This window comes from Streptomyces nogalater (genome assembly GCF_039532885.1).
Classification (GTDB): Bacteria; Actinomycetota; Actinomycetes; order Streptomycetales; family Streptomycetaceae; genus Streptomyces; species Streptomyces nogalater.
Map to the genome: position 1 here is coordinate 144,632 of NZ_BAAASM010000010.1, position 15,944 is coordinate 160,575.

A 15,944-nucleotide genomic window follows, 5' to 3' on the forward strand; every position below is an offset into this window, starting at 1 on the left:
CCGTCGTGTCTGCTCGCGCAGTTGCCCGCGCCCCGTGGGGGCGCTTGTCGTCAGGGTTGCGTCAAAGTTGGCCCTTGTTCGTCCTTCCGGTCCTGATCGGCGGGGCGGGCGGCCGTAAGGTCGACGCTGCTCGGACCTCAGGCACGGAAAGACAATGTAGGCATGGCACGCGGCACGCTTCGGATCTACCTCGGTGCGGCACCGGGCGTGGGCAAGACCTACGCCATGCTCGCCGAGGGACACCGCCGTACCGAGCGGGGCACGGACTGCGTGGTCGCGTTCGTGGAACACCACGGCAGACCGCGCACCGAGGTGCTGCTGCACGGCCTGGAGCAGGTGCCGCGCAGGGCGCTGGAGTACCGGGGCGGCGTCTTCGAGGAGATGGACGTGGACGCGGTGCTGCGCCGGGCCCCCGCCGTCGCCCTCGTGGACGAGCTGGCCCATACCAACGTCCCGGGCTCGCGCAACGCCAAGCGCTGGCAGGACGTGGAGGAGTTGCTGGCCGCCGGCATCGACGTCGTCTCCACCGTCAACATCCAGCACCTGGAATCACTCGGCGACATCGTGGAGTCGATCACCGGGGTGCGCCAGCGCGAGACCGTCCCCGACGAGGTCGTACGCCGGGCCGACCAGATCGAGCTGGTCGACATGTCCCCGCAGGCGCTGCGCCGCCGCATGGCGCACGGCAACATCTATGCGCCGGACAAGGTCGACGCGGCCCTGTCCAACTACTTCCGGCCGGGCAATCTGACCGCGCTGCGCGAGCTGGCGCTGCTGTGGGTGGCCGACCGGGTCGACGAGTACCTGACCCAGTACCGCAGCGCGCACCGGGTCTCGGCGATATGGGGCTCCCGGGAACGGATCGTGGTGGGCCTGACCGGCGGCCCCGAGGGGCGCACCCTCATCCGCCGGGCCGCCCGGCTCGCCGAGAAGGGCGCCGGCGGCGAGGTCATGGCCGTCTACATCGCCCGCAGCGACGGGCTGACCTCGGCCTCCCCCAAGGAGCTGGCCGTCCAGCGGACCCTGGTGGAGGACCTCGGCGGAACGTTCCACCACGTGGTCGGCGACGACATCCCGGCCGCCCTGCTCGACTTCGCGCGCGGGGTGAACGCCACCCAGATCGTGCTGGGCTCCTCGCGCCGCAAGACCTGGCAGTACGTCTTCGGGCCCGGCGTCGGCGCCACGGTCGCCCGGGAGTCCGGCCCCGACCTGGACGTGCACATCGTGACCCACGAGGAGGTCGCCAAGGGCCGGGGACTGCCCGTGGCCCGCGGCGGCCGGCTCGGGCGGGCGCGGATCCTGTGGGGCTGGGCCGTCGGTCTGGCCGGCCCCGTCGTCCTCGCGCTCGGCCTGAACACCGCCGGCCTCGGCCTCGCCAACGACATGCTGCTGTTCCTGGCCGTCACCGTCGCCGCCGCCCTGCTCGGCGGCCTGCTGCCCGCGCTGGCCTCGGCGGCCTTCGGCTCGCTGCTGCTGAACTACTTCTACACCCCGCCGCTGCACCGGCTCACCATCGCCGACCCCAAGAACATCGTCGCCATCGCGATCTTCTTCGGAGTCGGCATGTCCGTCGCCTCGGTGGTGGACCTCGCCGCCCGGCGTACCGACCAGGCGGCCCGGCTGCGCGCCGAGTCGGAGATCCTCTCCTTCCTCGCCGGCAACGTGCTGCGCGGCGAGACCAGCCTGGAGGAGTTGCTGGAACGGGTCCGCGAGACCTTCGCCATGGAGTCCGCCGCCCTGCTGGAGCGGGAGAGCGACGTGGCGCCCTGGACCTGCGCCGGCCGGGCCGGCTCGGGGCCGCCGCTGGAGCGCCCCGAGGACGCCGACGTGGACATGCCCGTCGGCGACCACATGGCGCTCGCGCTCACCGGCCGGGTGCTGCCCGCCGCGGACCGCCGGGTGCTGGCCGCCTTCGCCGCCCAGGCCGCCGTGGTGCTGGAGCGCCGACGCCTCCAGGAGGAGGCCGACCAGGCCCGTGCGCTCGCCGAGGGCAACCGCATCCGCACCGCCCTGCTGGCCGCCGTCAGCCACGATCTGCGCACCCCGCTGGCCGGCATCAAGGCCGCCGTGACCTCCCTGCGCTCCGACGACGTGGCCTGGTCCGAGGAGGACCAGGCCGAGCTGCTGGAGGGCATCGAGGAGGGCGCCGACCGGCTCGACCACCTCGTGGGCAACCTCCTCGACATGTCCCGCCTCCAGACCGGTACGGTGACGCCGCTGATCCGCGAGATCGACGTGGACGAGGTCGTACCGATGGCGCTGGGCGGCGTACCCGAGGACAGCGTCGACCTGGACGTGCCCGAGACGCTGCCGATGGTCGCCGTGGATCCCGGGCTGCTGGAGCGGTCGGTGGCCAACCTGGTGGAGAACGCCGTCAAGTACAGTCCATCCGGGCGGCGCGTCCTGGTGGCCGCGAGCGCCATCGCCGACCGGGTCGAGGTGCGCGTGGTGGACCGCGGGCCGGGCGTGCCGGACGAGGCCAAGGAGCGGATCTTCGAGCCCTTCCAGCGCTACGGCGACGCCCCGCGCGGCGCGGGCGTCGGACTCGGCCTCGCGGTCGCCCGGGGCTTCGCCGAGGCCATGGGCGGCACCCTCACCGCGGAGGACACACCGGGCGGCGGGCTCACCATGGTGCTGAGCCTGCGCGCGGCGGGACCGCGCCCCGAGCCGCTCCCCGCCGGGGAGTTTCGTACCGAACCGGAAAGGCACACCATATGACCCGGGTGCTCGTGGTCGACGACGAGCCGCAGATCGTGCGCGCCCTCGTGATCAACCTCAAGGCACGCGCGTACGAGGTGGACGCGGCCCCCGACGGCAGGACCGCCCTCGAACTCGCCGCCTCCCGCCACCCCGACGTGGTCGTCCTCGACCTGGGCCTGCCCGACATGGACGGCGTGGAGGTGATCCGGGGCCTGCGCGGCTGGACCCGGGTGCCGATCCTGGTGCTGTCCGCCCGGCACTCCTCCGACGAGAAGGTGGAGGCGCTGGACGCGGGCGCCGACGACTACGTGACCAAGCCGTTCGGCATGGACGAGCTGCTGGCCCGGCTGCGGGCCGCGGTGCGCCGCGCCGAGCCGGCCGGGCCGGGCGAGGACGACCTGACGACCGTGGAGACCGAGGGGTTCACCGTCGACCTCGCCGCGAAGAAGGTCCACCGCGACGGCAAGGACGTCCGGCTCACCCCGACCGAGTGGCACCTGCTGGAGGTGCTGGTGCGCAACACCGGCCGCCTCGTCGGCCAGAAGCAGCTGCTGCAGGAGGTGTGGGGGCCGTCGTACGGCACCGAGACCAACTACCTGCGGGTGTACATGGCCCAGCTGCGGCGCAAGCTGGAGGCCGACCCGTCGCATCCGAGGCACTTCATCACGGAGCCGGGGATGGGGTACCGCTTCGAGAAGTGAGCCGGCGGGCGCTCTCGGTGGCCTGTCGGCCCTGTCGGCGGCCCCGGTACGCTTCACATATGACTGCTGTTCCTCGTTCCGAAAAGCCGGCCGGCCGGTTCCGGCGCATGCTCGACCGGCTCTCCTCTTCGCAGGAGGACCTGGAGTCGGAGGAGCTGCGCGAAGACGCGGAGACGGCGGGCTGCATCAAGATAGGCGACTGCCACGACCGGCAGATCGTCACCGTAACTGGTACCTTGCGCACGGTCACCCTGCGCCCGCGCGCCGGAGTCCCGGCCCTGGAGGCCGAACTCTTCGACGGCTCCGCGGCCCTGGACGTCGTGTGGCTCGGCAGGCGCTCCATCGTCGGGATCGAACCGGGGCGCAAGCTGATCGCATCGGGCCGGATCTCGATGAGCCGGGGCCGCCGGGTGCTGTTCAACCCCAAATACGAACTGCGACCCCTCGGACGGGAGTAGCCGGTGACGTCCCTCGACAAGCCGACCGAAGACACCGACCAGACTCACCCACAAGACGCCCGCGCGGTGACCGAGGCGGCGCTCTTCGAGGCCTTCGGCGGGGTCCGCGGCATGGTCGAGACGGTCGTGCCGGGCCTGCTCTTCGTCGCGATCTTCACGGTCAACAAGGACCTGCACCTGTCCGCGATCGCCGCGCTGGCGGTGTCCCTGGTGCTGGTCGTGGTCCGGCTGGCCATGCGGGACACGGTCAAGCACGCCTTCAGCGGTGTCTTCGGCGTGGCCTTCGGTGTCGTCTTCGCGATGTTCACCGGCAACGCCAAGGACTTCTACCTCCCCGGCATGCTCTACACACTGGGCCTGGCGCTGGCGTACATCGTCACCGCCCTCGCCGGGGTCCCCCTGATCGGCCTCATCCTGGGCCCGGTCTTCAAGGAGAACCTCTCCTGGCGCACGCGCAACCCGGGCCGCAAGAAGGCGTACACCAAGGCGAGCTGGGCCTGGGGCCTGATCCTGCTCGCCAAGTGCGCGATCCTCTTCCCGCTGTACTGGTGGGCCGACACCACCCAGCTCGGCTGGGTCCTGGTCGCCCTGAAGATCCCGCCGTTCCTGCTCGCGGTCTGGCTGACCTGGGTCTTCCTGGCGAAGGCGCCCGCGCCCATCGACGTGTTCGCCGAGATGGAGGCACAGGAGAAGGCCGAGAAGGCCGAGAAGGAGCGCAAGGCGGCCCTCGCCGCCGGGACCGCGGCGGCGGCCGAGACCGGCGAGCCCGGCGAGCCGGCCGCGGGACGGCACCGCCGGGAGGCGTGAACGGCCGTCGTACGGCGGCAAGCCGGGAGACGTGAGCGGGCCCTCGTACGGCGGGCGGCAAGCCGGGGGAGGCGTAAGCGGCCCTCCTCCGGCGAGCCGGGAGACGTGAGCGGGCCTCCTGCGGCGACAGCCGGCAGGCGTGAGCGGTCGGCCTACGGCGACGTGAGCTGCCGGCCTACGACGACGAAGGGCGCCCTTGTTCGGCAAGGGCGCCCTTCCGTGTGCCGGGGTCAGCTCTCGCGCCGCACCGACAGCAGTTCCTCCAGCTGCTCCTCCCGGGCCTGGGCGGCCACGAACAGCAGCTCGTCACCCGGCTCCAGGGAGTCCTCCTTGGAGGGGGTCAGCACCCGGGTGCCGCGGATGATCGTGACCAGGGAGGTGTCCTGCGGCCACTCCACGTCCCCCACCTGCGTGCCGGCCAGGGCCGACTCCTCGGGCAGGGTCAGCTCGACCAGGTTGGCGTCGCCGTGGCTGAAGCGCAGCAGCCGGACCAGGTCGCCGACGCTCACCGCCTCCTCGACCAGGGCGGACATCAGCCGCGGCGTGGAGACGGCCACGTCCACGCCCCACGCCTCGTTGAACAGCCACTCGTTCTTGGGGTTGTTCACCCGGGCGACGACGCGCGGGACGCCGTACTCGGTCTTCGCGAGCAGCGAGACGACCAGGTTCACCTTGTCGTCGCCGGTCGCGGCGATCACGACGTTGCAGCGCTGGAGCGCCGCCTCGTCCAGGGAGGTGATCTCGCAGGCGTCGGCGAGCAGCCACTCCGCCTGCGGGACGCGCTCGACCGAGATGGCGGTCGGCGCCTTGTCGATCAGCAGGACCTCGTGGCCGTTCTCCAGCAGCTCGCCCGCGATCGAGCGGCCGACCGCGCCGGCCCCGGCAATGGCGACCCTCATCAGTGACCGCCCTCCTCTTCCGGGCCACCGGCGAACGCCGCCTCGACCTTGTCCACGTCGTCCGTCCGCATCATCACGTGCACGAGGTCGCCCTCCTGCAGCACCGTCTGGGAGGTGGGCAGGACCGCCTCGCCCAGCCGGGTCAGGAACGCCACCCGGACGCCCGTCTCCTCCTGGAGCTTGCTGATCTTGTGACCGACCCACTTCGGGGAGGCGTGCACCTCGGCGAGCTGCACCCCGCCGGTGGGATCGCGCCACAGCGGCTCGGCGCCCGAGGGCAGCAGCCGGCGCAGCATCTGGTCGGCGGTCCAGCGGACCGTGGCCACGGTGGGGATGCCCAGCCGCTGGTAGACCTCGGCGCGCCGGGGGTCGTAGATGCGGGCCGCCACGTTCTCCACGCCGAACATCTCGCGGGCCACGCGCGCGGAGATGATGTTGGAGTTGTCACCGCTGGAGACCGCGGCGAAGGCGCCGGCCTCCTCGATGCCCGCCTCGCGCAGGGTGTCCTGGTCGAAGCCGACGCCGGTGACCCGGCGGCCCCCGAAGCCCGGGCCCAGCCGGCGGAAGGCGGTGGGGTCCTGGTCGATCACGGCGACCGTGTGGCCCTGTTGCTCCAGGGTCTGGGCAAGAGCGGAACCCACTCTTCCACAGCCCATGATGACGATGTGCACGACCGTCCTTCCGGTGTCCAAAAGTTACTGCTCAAGCATCAGGGTCTCAGACAGAGGCCCAAAGCTACACACGGGCGCCACGCGCTCCGTACCCCCTGCCCGGCGCGGCGCGAGCCGCCGACGAGTGGTACGGCGAGTGATCCTGAGCACGCCGCACGGGTCTGGATTCCGAGGCCGGGTGGGGCGGGTGGTGTCCCGATCGGCACCGCGGGCGCGCGCGGGCGCGCCCCGGGGCGCGACGACAGGCGGCGTTTGCCACCCGGGCACGGCGGGCACCCACCACCACGGATTCCGAAGTTCCGCGTGCCCCCGATTTCACTCGTGAGGCAGATACAGCACGCCGGGTGGGCGGGGGCCAGTTCGAAGGCTTACGATCCTCTCTCGTGTCCAAACTGACCGACGTGCCCAAACGGATCCTGATCGGGCGCGCACTGCGCAGTGACCGGCTGGGCGAAACCCTGCTGCCGAAGCGCATCGCACTCCCCGTCTTCGCCTCCGACCCGCTGTCCTCCGTCGCCTACGCGCCGGGGGAGGTCCTGCTGGTCCTGTCCATCGCGGGCGTGTCGGCGTACCACTTCAGCCCCTGGATCGCCGTCGCGGTCGTCGTGCTGATGTTCACCGTGGTCGCCTCCTACCGGCAGAACGTGCACGCCTACCCGAGCGGCGGCGGTGACTACGAGGTCGCCACCACCAACCTCGGCCCGCAGGCCGGCCTCACCGTGGCCAGCGCCCTGCTGGTGGACTACGTCCTGACCGTCGCCGTCTCCATCTCCTCCGGCATCGAGAACCTCGGCTCCGCGGTGCCCTTCGTGGTCGAGCACAAGGTGCTCTGCGCGGTCGCCGTGATCGTGCTGCTGACGCTGATGAACCTGCGCGGCGTGAAGGAGTCCGGCAAACTCTTCGCGATCCCGACGTACGTGTTCGTCGGCGGCGTCTTCATCATGATCCTCTGGGGCGCCTTCCGGGGCCTGGTCCTCGGCGACACCATGCGCGCCCCGACCGCCGACTACCACATCAAGGCCGAGCACCAGGGCCTCGCCGGCTTCGCGCTGATCTTCCTGCTGCTGCGCGCCTTCTCCTCCGGCTGTGCGGCCCTCACCGGCGTCGAGGCGATCTCCAACGGCGTCCCGGCCTTCCGCAAGCCCAAGTCGAAGAACGCGGCGACCACGCTCGCGATGATGGGCCTGCTCGCCGTCACCATGTTCTGCGGCATCATCGCCCTCGCGATGACCACGAAGGTCCGCATGGCCGAGACCCCGGCCACCGACCTGCTGCACCACGGCGTCCCGGTCGGCCCCGACTACGTCCAGAACCCGGTGATCTCGCAGGTCGCCGAGGCGGTCTTCGGCAAGGGCAGCCTCCTGTTCATCCTGCTCGCCGCCGCCACCGCGCTGGTACTGTTCCTGGCCGCCAACACGGCCTACAACGGCTTCCCGCTGCTCGGCTCGATCCTCGCCCAGGACCGCTACCTGCCGCGCCAGCTGCACACCCGCGGCGACCGGCTCGCCTTCTCCAACGGCATCGTGCTGCTCGCCGGCGCGGCCGTGCTGCTGGTGTTCATCTACGGCGCCGACTCCACGCGCCTGATCCAGCTGTACATCGTCGGCGTGTTCGTGTCCTTCACGCTCAGCCAGACCGGCATGGTCCGGCACTGGAACCGCCACCTCGCCGCCGAGAAGGACCCGGCCAAGCGCAGCCACATGATCCGCTCCCGCGCGATCAACGCGTTCGGCGCCTTCTTCACGGGCCTGGTACTGGTCGTCGTACTGGTCACCAAGTTCACGCACGGCGCCTGGGTGGCCCTGCTCGGCATGTGCATCTTCTACGCGACGATGACCGCGATCCGGAAGCACTACGACCGGGTCGCCGAGGAGATCGCCGCGCCCGAGGGCCCGAGCGACGACATGGTCCGCCCCTCCCGCGTCCACTCCGTCGTCCTCATCTCCAAGATCCACCGGCCCACCCTGCGTGCCCTGGCCTACGCCAAGCTGATGCGCTCGGACACCCTGGAGGCGCTGACCGTCAACGTCGACCCGGCCGAGACGAAGGCGCTGCGCGAGGAGTGGGAACGGCGGGGGATCGACGTACCGCTGAAGGTGCTGGACTCGCCGTACCGGGAGATCACCCGGCCGGTGATCGAGTACGTCAAGAGCCTGCGCAAGGAGTCCCCGCGCGACGCGATCTCCGTGATCATCCCCGAGTACGTGGTCGGGCACTGGTACGAGCACCTGCTGCACAACCAGAGCGCCCTGCGCCTGAAGGGCCGCCTGCTCTTCACGCCCGGTGTGATGGTCACCTCCGTCCCCTACCAGCTCGCCTCCTCCGAGGCCGCCCGGGCCCGCGCCCGCAAGCGGCAGGAGTGGAACGCACCGGGCGCGGTCCGGCGCGGCCCGGCCGTGGAGCGCCCCAAGGAACCGTCGGGCAAGGACTGAGGCGGGACGTCCGGCGGGGGCCCGGGGGAGACGTCCGGCAGGGACCGGAGGGGAGATGCCCGCAGGGACCGGAGGGAGACGGGGAGGACGTAGACTGGTGGGCTGTCGACCGGCCCACCGGCCCTCAGGCCCACGGCCACCGGCTGCCGGCCGCTCCCGTCTGTCGTCCCTTGTCCTCCCCGTACTCTCTTCGATCTGGAGTCATCCCACCATGCAGGCAGAACCGACCAAGTCTCCGGTGTCTCTGGTGGGTGAGGAGTACGAGGTCGAGATCGGCCCCGTCGCCCACGGCGGCCACTGCATCGCCCGTACCGCCGAGGGACAGGTGCTGTTCGTCCGGCACGCGCTGCCCGGTGAGCGGGTGGTGGCCCGGGTGACCGAGGGCGAGGAGGGCGCGCGTTTCCTGCGCGCCGACGCCGTACGGATCCTGAACCCGTCCAAGGACCGCATCGAGGCGCCCTGCCCCTTCGCCGGCCCCGGCCGCTGCGGCGGCTGCGACTGGCAGCACGCCAAGCCGGGCGCCCAGCGCCGGCTCAAGGCCGACGTGATCGCCGAACAGCTCCAGCGGCTGGCCGGCCTCACCCCCGAGGAGGCGGGCTGGGACGGCACGGTGGTCCCGGCCGAGGGCGACAAGCTGCCCGCCGGCGAGGTGCCGCAGTGGCGCACCCGGGTGCAGTACGCGGTCGACGCCTCGACGGGCAAGGCGGGCCTGCGCCGCCACCGCTCGCACGAGGTCGAGCCGATCGACCACTGCATGATCGCGGCGGCGGGCGTGAGCGAGCTGGGCATCGAGAAGCGGGACTGGACCGGCATGGAGTCGGTCGAGGCGATCGCGGCGACCGGCTCGCAGGACCGCCAGGTGGTCCTCACCCCGCGTCCCGGCGCCCGCCTGCCGCTGGTCGAGCTGGACCGGCCGGTGTCGGTCCTGCGGGTGGACGAGAAGTCCGGCGGTGTGCACCGCGTCCACGGCCGGCCCTTCGTCCGCGAGCGCGCGGACGGCCGTACGTACCGGGTGGGCGGCGGCGGTTTCTGGCAGGTCCACCCGAAGGCGGCGGACACGCTGGTCACGGCGGTGATGCAGGGCCTGCTGCCGCGCAAGGGCGAGATGGCCCTGGACCTCTACTGCGGCGTGGGCCTGTTCGCCGGCGCCCTCGCCGACCGCCTCGGCGAGCAGGGCGCGGTGCTCGGCATCGAGTCGGGCAAGCGGGCGGTGGAGGACGCGCGGCACAACCTGGCCGACTTCCCGCGGGTACGCATCGAGCAGGGCAAGGTCGAATCGGTCCTGCCGCGCACCGGCATCACCGAGGTCGACCTCATCGTCCTCGACCCCCCGAGGGCGGGCGCCGGCCGCAAGACGGTCGCCCACCTCTCCGGCCTGGGCGCCCGCCGCATCGCCTACGTCGCCTGCGACCCCGCCGCGCTGGCCCGGGACCTGGGGTACTTCCGCGAGGGCGGCTACCGAGTACGGACGCTGCGGGCGTTCGATCTGTTTCCCATGACGCATCATGTGGAGTGCGTCGCGGTCCTCGAACCGGTCGCAAAGGGCGCCTGACGTGCGGTTTGGTGAGTGCGCGTGATGTCCCCATGGGCGTTACAGGCGATATCTCGACGCTCATTTGACGCTCGTCCTGATGGGGTGTCAGCCTGATTGCACGGCTGATCTGGCACGCCCGGCACCTTCCGGAGTGAGGGGCGATCGGTCCGGCGGTGCCACCGTGCCGTCAGTGGGGTCTTGGTGGTTCCGGTCGCCGTCACTGTCGCCCTGGCTTCGTAAGAAACACCGGCGTGGGGTACGCGCCGGTCAGCCGAGGACGCCGCGGGCGGCCAGGGCGCGTTGGAGCGCGCGCATCGCGTAGAAGGTGCGCGACTTCGCCGTGCCCGGTGGAATTCCCAGGAGTTCCGACACCTGGTTCACGCTGAGACCGCGGAAGTACGTGTGGTGCAGGATCTCCCGCTGCTGCGCGGTCAGATCCGTCAGTGCTTCCCGTACCACCTGGACGGTCAGGGCACGGTCCGTGCCGTCGCCGACCGGCATGACGGCGTCGTCCAGTTCGTGGAGAACGTCGGGGCGCGCGGCTCGTGCCCGGTGCTCGTCGATCACCAGGTTGCGCAGGACCCGGAACAGCCAGGGGCGAATGCCGTCCGCGGAGAGGGTGAGCGAGGGGCCGTGGCGCCAGGCCCTTACGGCGGTTTCCTGCACCAGGTCCTGGGCGCGGTGGTGGTCGTTTCCCAGGCCGCGGGCCGCGTAGGCCAACAAGGCCGTCCCGTGCTCGGCGTACAGCTCGCGTACGAACTGATCGGTGCTCGCGGCAGCGCGCGGTGTGGCGGGCCCGGGGATCGTGGAGGCGACGTGCTCGGCGGTCAGGACAGACGTCTGCTGGGTGTTCATGATCTCTTCCCGTGATGATCGGGCATCCGTTCGCGGGTGCCGTGTGAGGTCCGGACGGCTGCTTGCGGCGGTCGTCGCCGGGGGGCCGGACGCGGCGCCGGAACCCGGCCGCTGTGAGGCGAGTGGCTCGGCGGTTGCGTCGTGACCAGCCTGGGGCAGTCCTTGTCCCACTCGCCATGTCTGCCGGGGAATCCGGGACGGCTGGAACGCGAAAAGGCGTCTGACCTGCGCAGACGCAATCGTCGTGGGATGGCCGGACGGAACGCGGAACCGCTGCTCCCGCCCTGCCGGGACGGCGAGACGGGTTTTCACCCCCTCAACGGATCACGCGTGTCGAGAGTTCGATGAGCAAAGAATGGCCAGGGAATCGCCAGTCGACCGATCTGCCAGGTGAGCACCGCTTCACCACATCATGAGCCCGTCGTCGACCGGGAGAGGTGAAAACGATGCACGTGCTGGTGATCGGAGCGGGCCCGACGGGACTCGCCCTGGCAGTGATGCTGGCCCGGGACGGGAATCGTGTGACCGTGCTGGAACGGGATGCCGGGCCGCCGCCGGGCGGTGCTGAGGCCGCCTGGGAGTCGTGGCGGCGTCCCGGAGTCAGCCAGTTCCGTCACCCGCACCTCTTGCTGCCCGCGGTGTTCCGCACCCTGCGGACGGAGGTTCCCGAGGTTCTGGACGAGCTGACCGGGATGGGGCTGCGGCAGGGCAACCTGCTGGACGGTGCCCTTCGCTCCGGCATCCTGGACGGGCCCCGGCCGGGAGACGAGCGCTTCACGATGATGGACGTCCGCCGTCCTCTCTTCGAGGCCGCCCTTGACACCGTTGCCGGCCGGACAGCCGGTGTGACCGTCCGTCGGCGTACCGCTGTCAGGGCACTGCTGGCAGGGCGGGAGCGGCTGCCGCGGCAGCCGCATGTGGTGGGAGCCGTCACGGCGGACGGGGAGGCCGTGTTCGCCGACCTCGTCGTGGACGCGGCGGGCCGCAATTCGCCGGTGGGACGCATGCTGCGTGAGCTGGGCGCCCCGGGGCCCGTGGAGGAGCGTGACGAGTACGGCTTCCTCGCGTACACCCGCTACTTCCGCGCCGCACCCGGGACGGAGTCGCATGTGCCGCCGTGGCCCACCACTCACTATGAGAGTGTCTCCACCGTCTCCTGCGCCGGTGACGCCGGCGTCCGCTCGGTGTCGTTCTTCGTCTCCGGCCAGGACCGGGCGCTGCGAGCGCTGCATCGCGAGCAGACGTGGGACGCGGTGCTGCGCCTGTTCCCCGCCGAGTCTCACTGGGCCGAAGGGGGGCGGCCTGTCACCGGGGTCGTCGCCATGTCGGGCATGGAGGGGCGGCATCGCTGCTTCGTCGTGAACGGGAAGCCCGTGGCCACGGGAATCGTGAGCGTCGGCGATGCCTGGGCCACTACCAATCCGCTGTTCGGTGTGGGTATCTCCTCAGGGCTGCTGCATGCCGCGCTGTTGCGTTCCCTGCTCCGCACCCAGGATGCCGACGATCGGCACAAGCTCGCTGTCCGCTTCAGCGAGGCCACCGAAGAGGTTCTGGGGCGGGTGCGCCGGCACCTCGGTGTGTGGGACCGGCACCGGCTGGCCGAGGTGGAACGGCTGACACACCGGCCTCCCGGGGCCTCGGCGCCCGTGGACTCCGACTGGCATTTCAGGAGGACGCTGGAGACCGCGAAGCTGCGTGATCCGGACATCTTGCGGGCAGTCGCCGCCACGGCCGCCCTGTTGGCCACACCGGCGGAGGCGTTCGGAGATCCGAGGCTGGTGGAACGGGTCCTCGCTCTCGGCCGGCCGGCCGAGCGTCCGTGGGCATCCGGGCCGTCGCGCTCGAAGCTGCTGGCCGCGGTAGGTGCCGGTTGAAGCCGGGACCCGGTCCGGGGCGTCGGCGGCGACGGACCCGGGCCCGGCTGCTGGCGGCGGCTTTCCAGGCGTTCGCGGTGAACGGCTATGGAAGGGTGTCGATCGCGGAGATCTGCGCCGACGCCGGTTTCAGCCGGGGTGCCTTCTACTCGAACTTCGAGAGTGTCGACGAGCTGTTCCTGGCGCTGTACGAGGAGCGAGCGGCCGAGCTGCGCCGTCGCGTCGCCACCGTTCTTCCCCATGCGCGTACGGCGGCGTCCGGCTCGCGCGACAGGTCGCTGCTCACCGAACAGCTGTCCAGGGTGATGCTGTCGGAGCCGGACCGGCTGCTGTTCGAGACCGATGTCCGGGCGTACGCGGCCCGTCGGCCGGCGGCGGCGCGAGTGCACCGCGCCGTGCGCCGGGAGTTGGCCGAGACCGTCCTGGACGCACTGACCGCACCGTGCGACGCGCCGCTTTCCCCCGGCTGCCGGGAGGGGGCCATCCGCTCGGTCCTGGAGGCGTACGACGCGGTGACCGCGCAGTTGGTCCTCGACGGTGACGCGGACCGGGCTCGCGAGCGCCTCGCGCAACTGCTCCTCGCCGCCGCGAGCCTGGCGGAATCAGCGGCGAGCCGGCCCGCGGGACCACCGGCCGCACAGGGTGGGTGATCGCGCGGGTCTCAGACCGCGGGGTGCGGCCGGTCGGCCGGTGCCGGGTCCCCGTATATCTCCTGCCGCCACAGCGCGTCACACACCCGGGCAATGCCTCCTGCCAGGTGTCTGCGGTACGTACTGAACGGCAGGCCGAGCCGTTCGGCGACCGACTGCTGGGTGGGCATTCCCTTGGTGAGGTACGTCCGTGACACTGCCCTGTAGTACTTCTCCCCGCCGGCTTCCGTACGCAGTCCCTCGACCGCGTCCGTCAGGATCTGCGGCAATGTGCGGTTGGTGCCCGCCGTCAGTCTGCTGCGTGTGAGCGGGTTCGCGGACCACTCCTGCGGGCGGAAGAAGCCGCGGAGCGCGTCGCGCAGCGCGGCGTCGAACTCGGGACGGGACAGCACGGTGAACTCCGTTCCCCGCCGTGCCTCCGCGCCGTCCGCCTGCACGGTGCGGCTCCGGTCCCGGACGTGGGACAGCATCAGCCGGGTCTTCTCCTCGGCCCAGGCCCACACCGGCTGGACCCGCCAGTCGATGGCGAACAGCGTGTACGTCAGAGCACCCACCCGTGGCCGCTCCGCGATGGGATGCAGACCGAGGCTGGCCATGTACGGCGTCCAGAACGTGCCCGCCCGCACGACGACGTACATCCAAGCGACCCGGCCCTCGGTTCTCGCGGCCTCGGCCAGCGTCCGCCACTGGTGGAGGTTCTCGACCGGGGAGATCTTCGGGTACTCCGGCGACGTCACGGAGAAGCGGGCCACCGCTATGTGCTCGCCCTCACGGAGGGGCTGGGTGGCGCGCGCGTGGTTCCAGGCCGCCTCGGCCACGGGGTCGTGGAACGCCTGTGGGGCTTCGGTGAGTTGCAACCAGACGGAGAAGCCGACCGCCTTGTTCTCACGCGCGGTGCGGCAGACCCTGAACGCCTCCGGCCCGCGTTCCAGCCACGCCCCCGCCAGGGCGGCCGATTCCTCGCCCTCGACCTCGCCCGCCAGCGATCGGATCCTGTCGCGGTCGTCCGCCTCGCACGCGGTCAACCGGACCTCGCCCGCTTCCCGCCAGCTGTTGAAGTCGGACATGTACCGGTCGTCGCGGTACAGGAAGAGGAAGGAACGTACCGCGGACAGCGTGCCGGTCACCGGTGAGGTGCGAATCTGCTCGAACAGGTGGCGGCCGAGCCGCCCGTGCAGTTCGGCGTAGCCGTCCGGATCGCGCCAGCGCAGATCCTCCTCCAGCGCCTGCCGGACAACGTCGTGCGGGAAGAGGCCGTCCTGTGTCGACTCGATGAAAGGCAGTTCGCGCAGCCAGGCGAACATGACCGTGGCGTCGTCGCCGAGGACGACCCGGAGCAGTGGCTCGGTGGTCATGTGAACGCGCGCGCACACCTCCAGGGCCCGGCGGTGCAGAGGTGAGGGCACCTCGCCGACCAGCCGGGACAGCAGTGTCGCGACGACGTCCATGCTGGGTTTCCATTGGGCGGTGCGGGCGGGTTCCCGGACCGCCACCGCGGCTGCCAGGGCCAGGGCGAGCGGATGTCCGCCGGTGAAGGCCAGGAGCGGGGCCTGGCTGTGCCGGGGCACTCCCCAGGCGTGCAGCAGGGCGGTGGCCTCGTCGGGTGAGAGATTGCGCAGTGCCATGCGGTACAGCAGGTCGGCCCACCCGGGGTCGGAGGTCCACTCCGCGTCCGGTGCCTGCCGCCCGGCGATCACCGCCACTCCGCCATGGGGCAGTCTGGGCAGGAATTTCTCCCTCAGCCATCCCTCCAGTCCCTGACAGCGTTCGAAGGTATCGATGATCAGGACCGTGCCGTCCTCGGCGAAAGCCGCCCCGGCCTCCCTTTCGAACGCCTCCGGCGTCGGCTGAACCGTGCGGCCGTCGATGTCCAGCACGGGCCGGCCCATCGCCCGCGCCTCGGCCGCGAACCGCCGCAGCAGCATCGACTTGCCGATACCCCCGGGGCCGTGCACGAAGAGCACCGCCGGCGCCCCCTCGTCCCCGGACAGAGCGGCGCGGAAAACGGCCAGTTCCGCTGCTCGCCCGGTGAACATCCGGTCGCGTCCGCGCTGAAGGCGGCCCGCGATGTCGTTGGGAACACTGCCGGTCACGTGGGACTCCTCCTACCGTCGCCGTCTCTCCGCACGACGACGCCTTGCTGAACGCGGGGGCATGCTCACCCGCCGGTCGGCGCACCGACGCGTGCACCATACACCGTGTAAAGCGGTTACTCATCGGTCGTAACTCGGCCGCTTTTCATGACCTTTGGTCTATGTGATCACGGGGAACGAGGAAGCGAGCACACCTGCCTGAGGAGTGTCCTTGTCGGTTCGTTGAGCCCGGGCCCAGCCGCGATGGACGGACGGTGCCGCCTTGGAGAC

12 protein-coding genes are annotated in these 15,944 nt (G+C 71.3%); 8 read left to right on the plus strand and 4 right to left on the minus strand.

What is annotated here, in order from left to right:
* The first annotated feature begins 162 nt into the window (after positions 1 to 162).
* The 4 genes from ABD350_RS10305 to ABD350_RS10320 are packed head-to-tail and all read left to right on the plus strand — an operon-like array spanning position 163 to position 4,666.
* Positions 163 to 2,718 (plus strand): ATP-binding protein, encoded by a 2,556-nt coding sequence (locus ABD350_RS10305; RefSeq protein WP_344347564.1) that lies wholly within the window; start codon positions 163 to 165, stop codon positions 2,716 to 2,718.
* Complete coding sequence (locus ABD350_RS10310) at positions 2,715 to 3,401, plus strand: response regulator (protein WP_344347565.1); 687 nt, start codon at positions 2,715 to 2,717, stop codon at positions 3,399 to 3,401. The genes ABD350_RS10305 and ABD350_RS10310 overlap by 4 nt, the downstream gene beginning before the upstream one ends.
* Positions 3,402 to 3,460: 59 nt before the next feature.
* Positions 3,461 to 3,859, plus strand: a complete 399-nt coding sequence (locus ABD350_RS10315; protein WP_078844252.1) for an OB-fold nucleic acid binding domain-containing protein — start codon at positions 3,461 to 3,463, stop codon at positions 3,857 to 3,859.
* A gap of 3 nt (positions 3,860 to 3,862) precedes the next feature.
* A complete protein-coding gene (locus tag ABD350_RS10320) occupies positions 3,863 to 4,666 on the plus strand; it encodes a DUF3159 domain-containing protein (protein ID WP_344347566.1) in 804 nt (267 codons plus the stop codon).
* Positions 4,667 to 4,896: 230 nt separating this feature from the next.
* On the opposite strand, the gene ABD350_RS10325 is transcribed toward ABD350_RS10320, so the two are convergent.
* Both ABD350_RS10325 and ABD350_RS10330 read right to left on the minus strand, forming a co-directional pair.
* Complete coding sequence (locus ABD350_RS10325) at positions 4,897 to 5,565, minus strand: potassium channel family protein (RefSeq protein ID WP_030609167.1); 669 nt, start codon at positions 5,563 to 5,565, stop codon at positions 4,897 to 4,899.
* Positions 5,565 to 6,236, minus strand: a complete 672-nt coding sequence (locus ABD350_RS10330; protein ID WP_189997226.1) for a potassium channel family protein — start codon at positions 6,234 to 6,236, stop codon at positions 5,565 to 5,567. Before ABD350_RS10330 ends, ABD350_RS10325 begins: the two co-directional genes overlap by 1 nt.
* A 383-nt stretch (positions 6,237 to 6,619) precedes the next feature.
* On the opposite strand from ABD350_RS10330, the gene ABD350_RS10335 reads away from it, so the two are divergent.
* Positions 6,620 to 8,668 (plus strand): APC family permease, encoded by a 2,049-nt coding sequence (locus ABD350_RS10335; protein ID WP_344347567.1) that lies wholly within the window; start codon positions 6,620 to 6,622, stop codon positions 8,666 to 8,668.
* Positions 8,669 to 8,879: 211 nt separating this feature from the next.
* Positions 8,880 to 10,220 carry a class I SAM-dependent RNA methyltransferase gene (locus tag ABD350_RS10340; protein WP_344347569.1) on the plus strand — a complete coding sequence of 447 codons (1,341 nt, stop codon included), beginning with the start codon at positions 8,880 to 8,882 and terminating at the stop codon, positions 10,218 to 10,220.
* 249 nt (positions 10,221 to 10,469) lie between these two features.
* Here the strand turns inward: ABD350_RS10340 and ABD350_RS10345 are convergent, their stop codons facing one another.
* Complete coding sequence (locus ABD350_RS10345) at positions 10,470 to 11,057, minus strand: sigma-70 family RNA polymerase sigma factor (protein WP_344347570.1); 588 nt, start codon at positions 11,055 to 11,057, stop codon at positions 10,470 to 10,472.
* 446 nt (positions 11,058 to 11,503) lie between these two features.
* Between ABD350_RS10345 and ABD350_RS10350 the strand changes: the two genes are divergently transcribed.
* Together ABD350_RS10350 and ABD350_RS10355 are read left to right on the plus strand one after the other, a co-directional pair.
* Positions 11,504 to 12,931, plus strand: coding sequence for an NAD(P)/FAD-dependent oxidoreductase (locus ABD350_RS10350; protein ID WP_344347572.1), 1,428 nt, complete (start codon positions 11,504 to 11,506; stop codon positions 12,929 to 12,931).
* Positions 12,932 to 13,008: 77 nt separating this feature from the next.
* Complete coding sequence (locus ABD350_RS10355; RefSeq protein WP_382466720.1) at positions 13,009 to 13,581, plus strand: TetR/AcrR family transcriptional regulator; 573 nt, start codon at positions 13,009 to 13,011, stop codon at positions 13,579 to 13,581.
* An 11-nt stretch (positions 13,582 to 13,592) separates the two neighbouring features.
* On the opposite strand, the gene ABD350_RS10360 is transcribed toward ABD350_RS10355, so the two are convergent.
* Positions 13,593 to 15,674, minus strand: coding sequence for an ATP-binding protein (locus ABD350_RS10360; RefSeq protein ID WP_344347574.1), 2,082 nt, complete (start codon positions 15,672 to 15,674; stop codon positions 13,593 to 13,595).
* Positions 15,675 to 15,944: the final 270 nt, after the last annotated feature.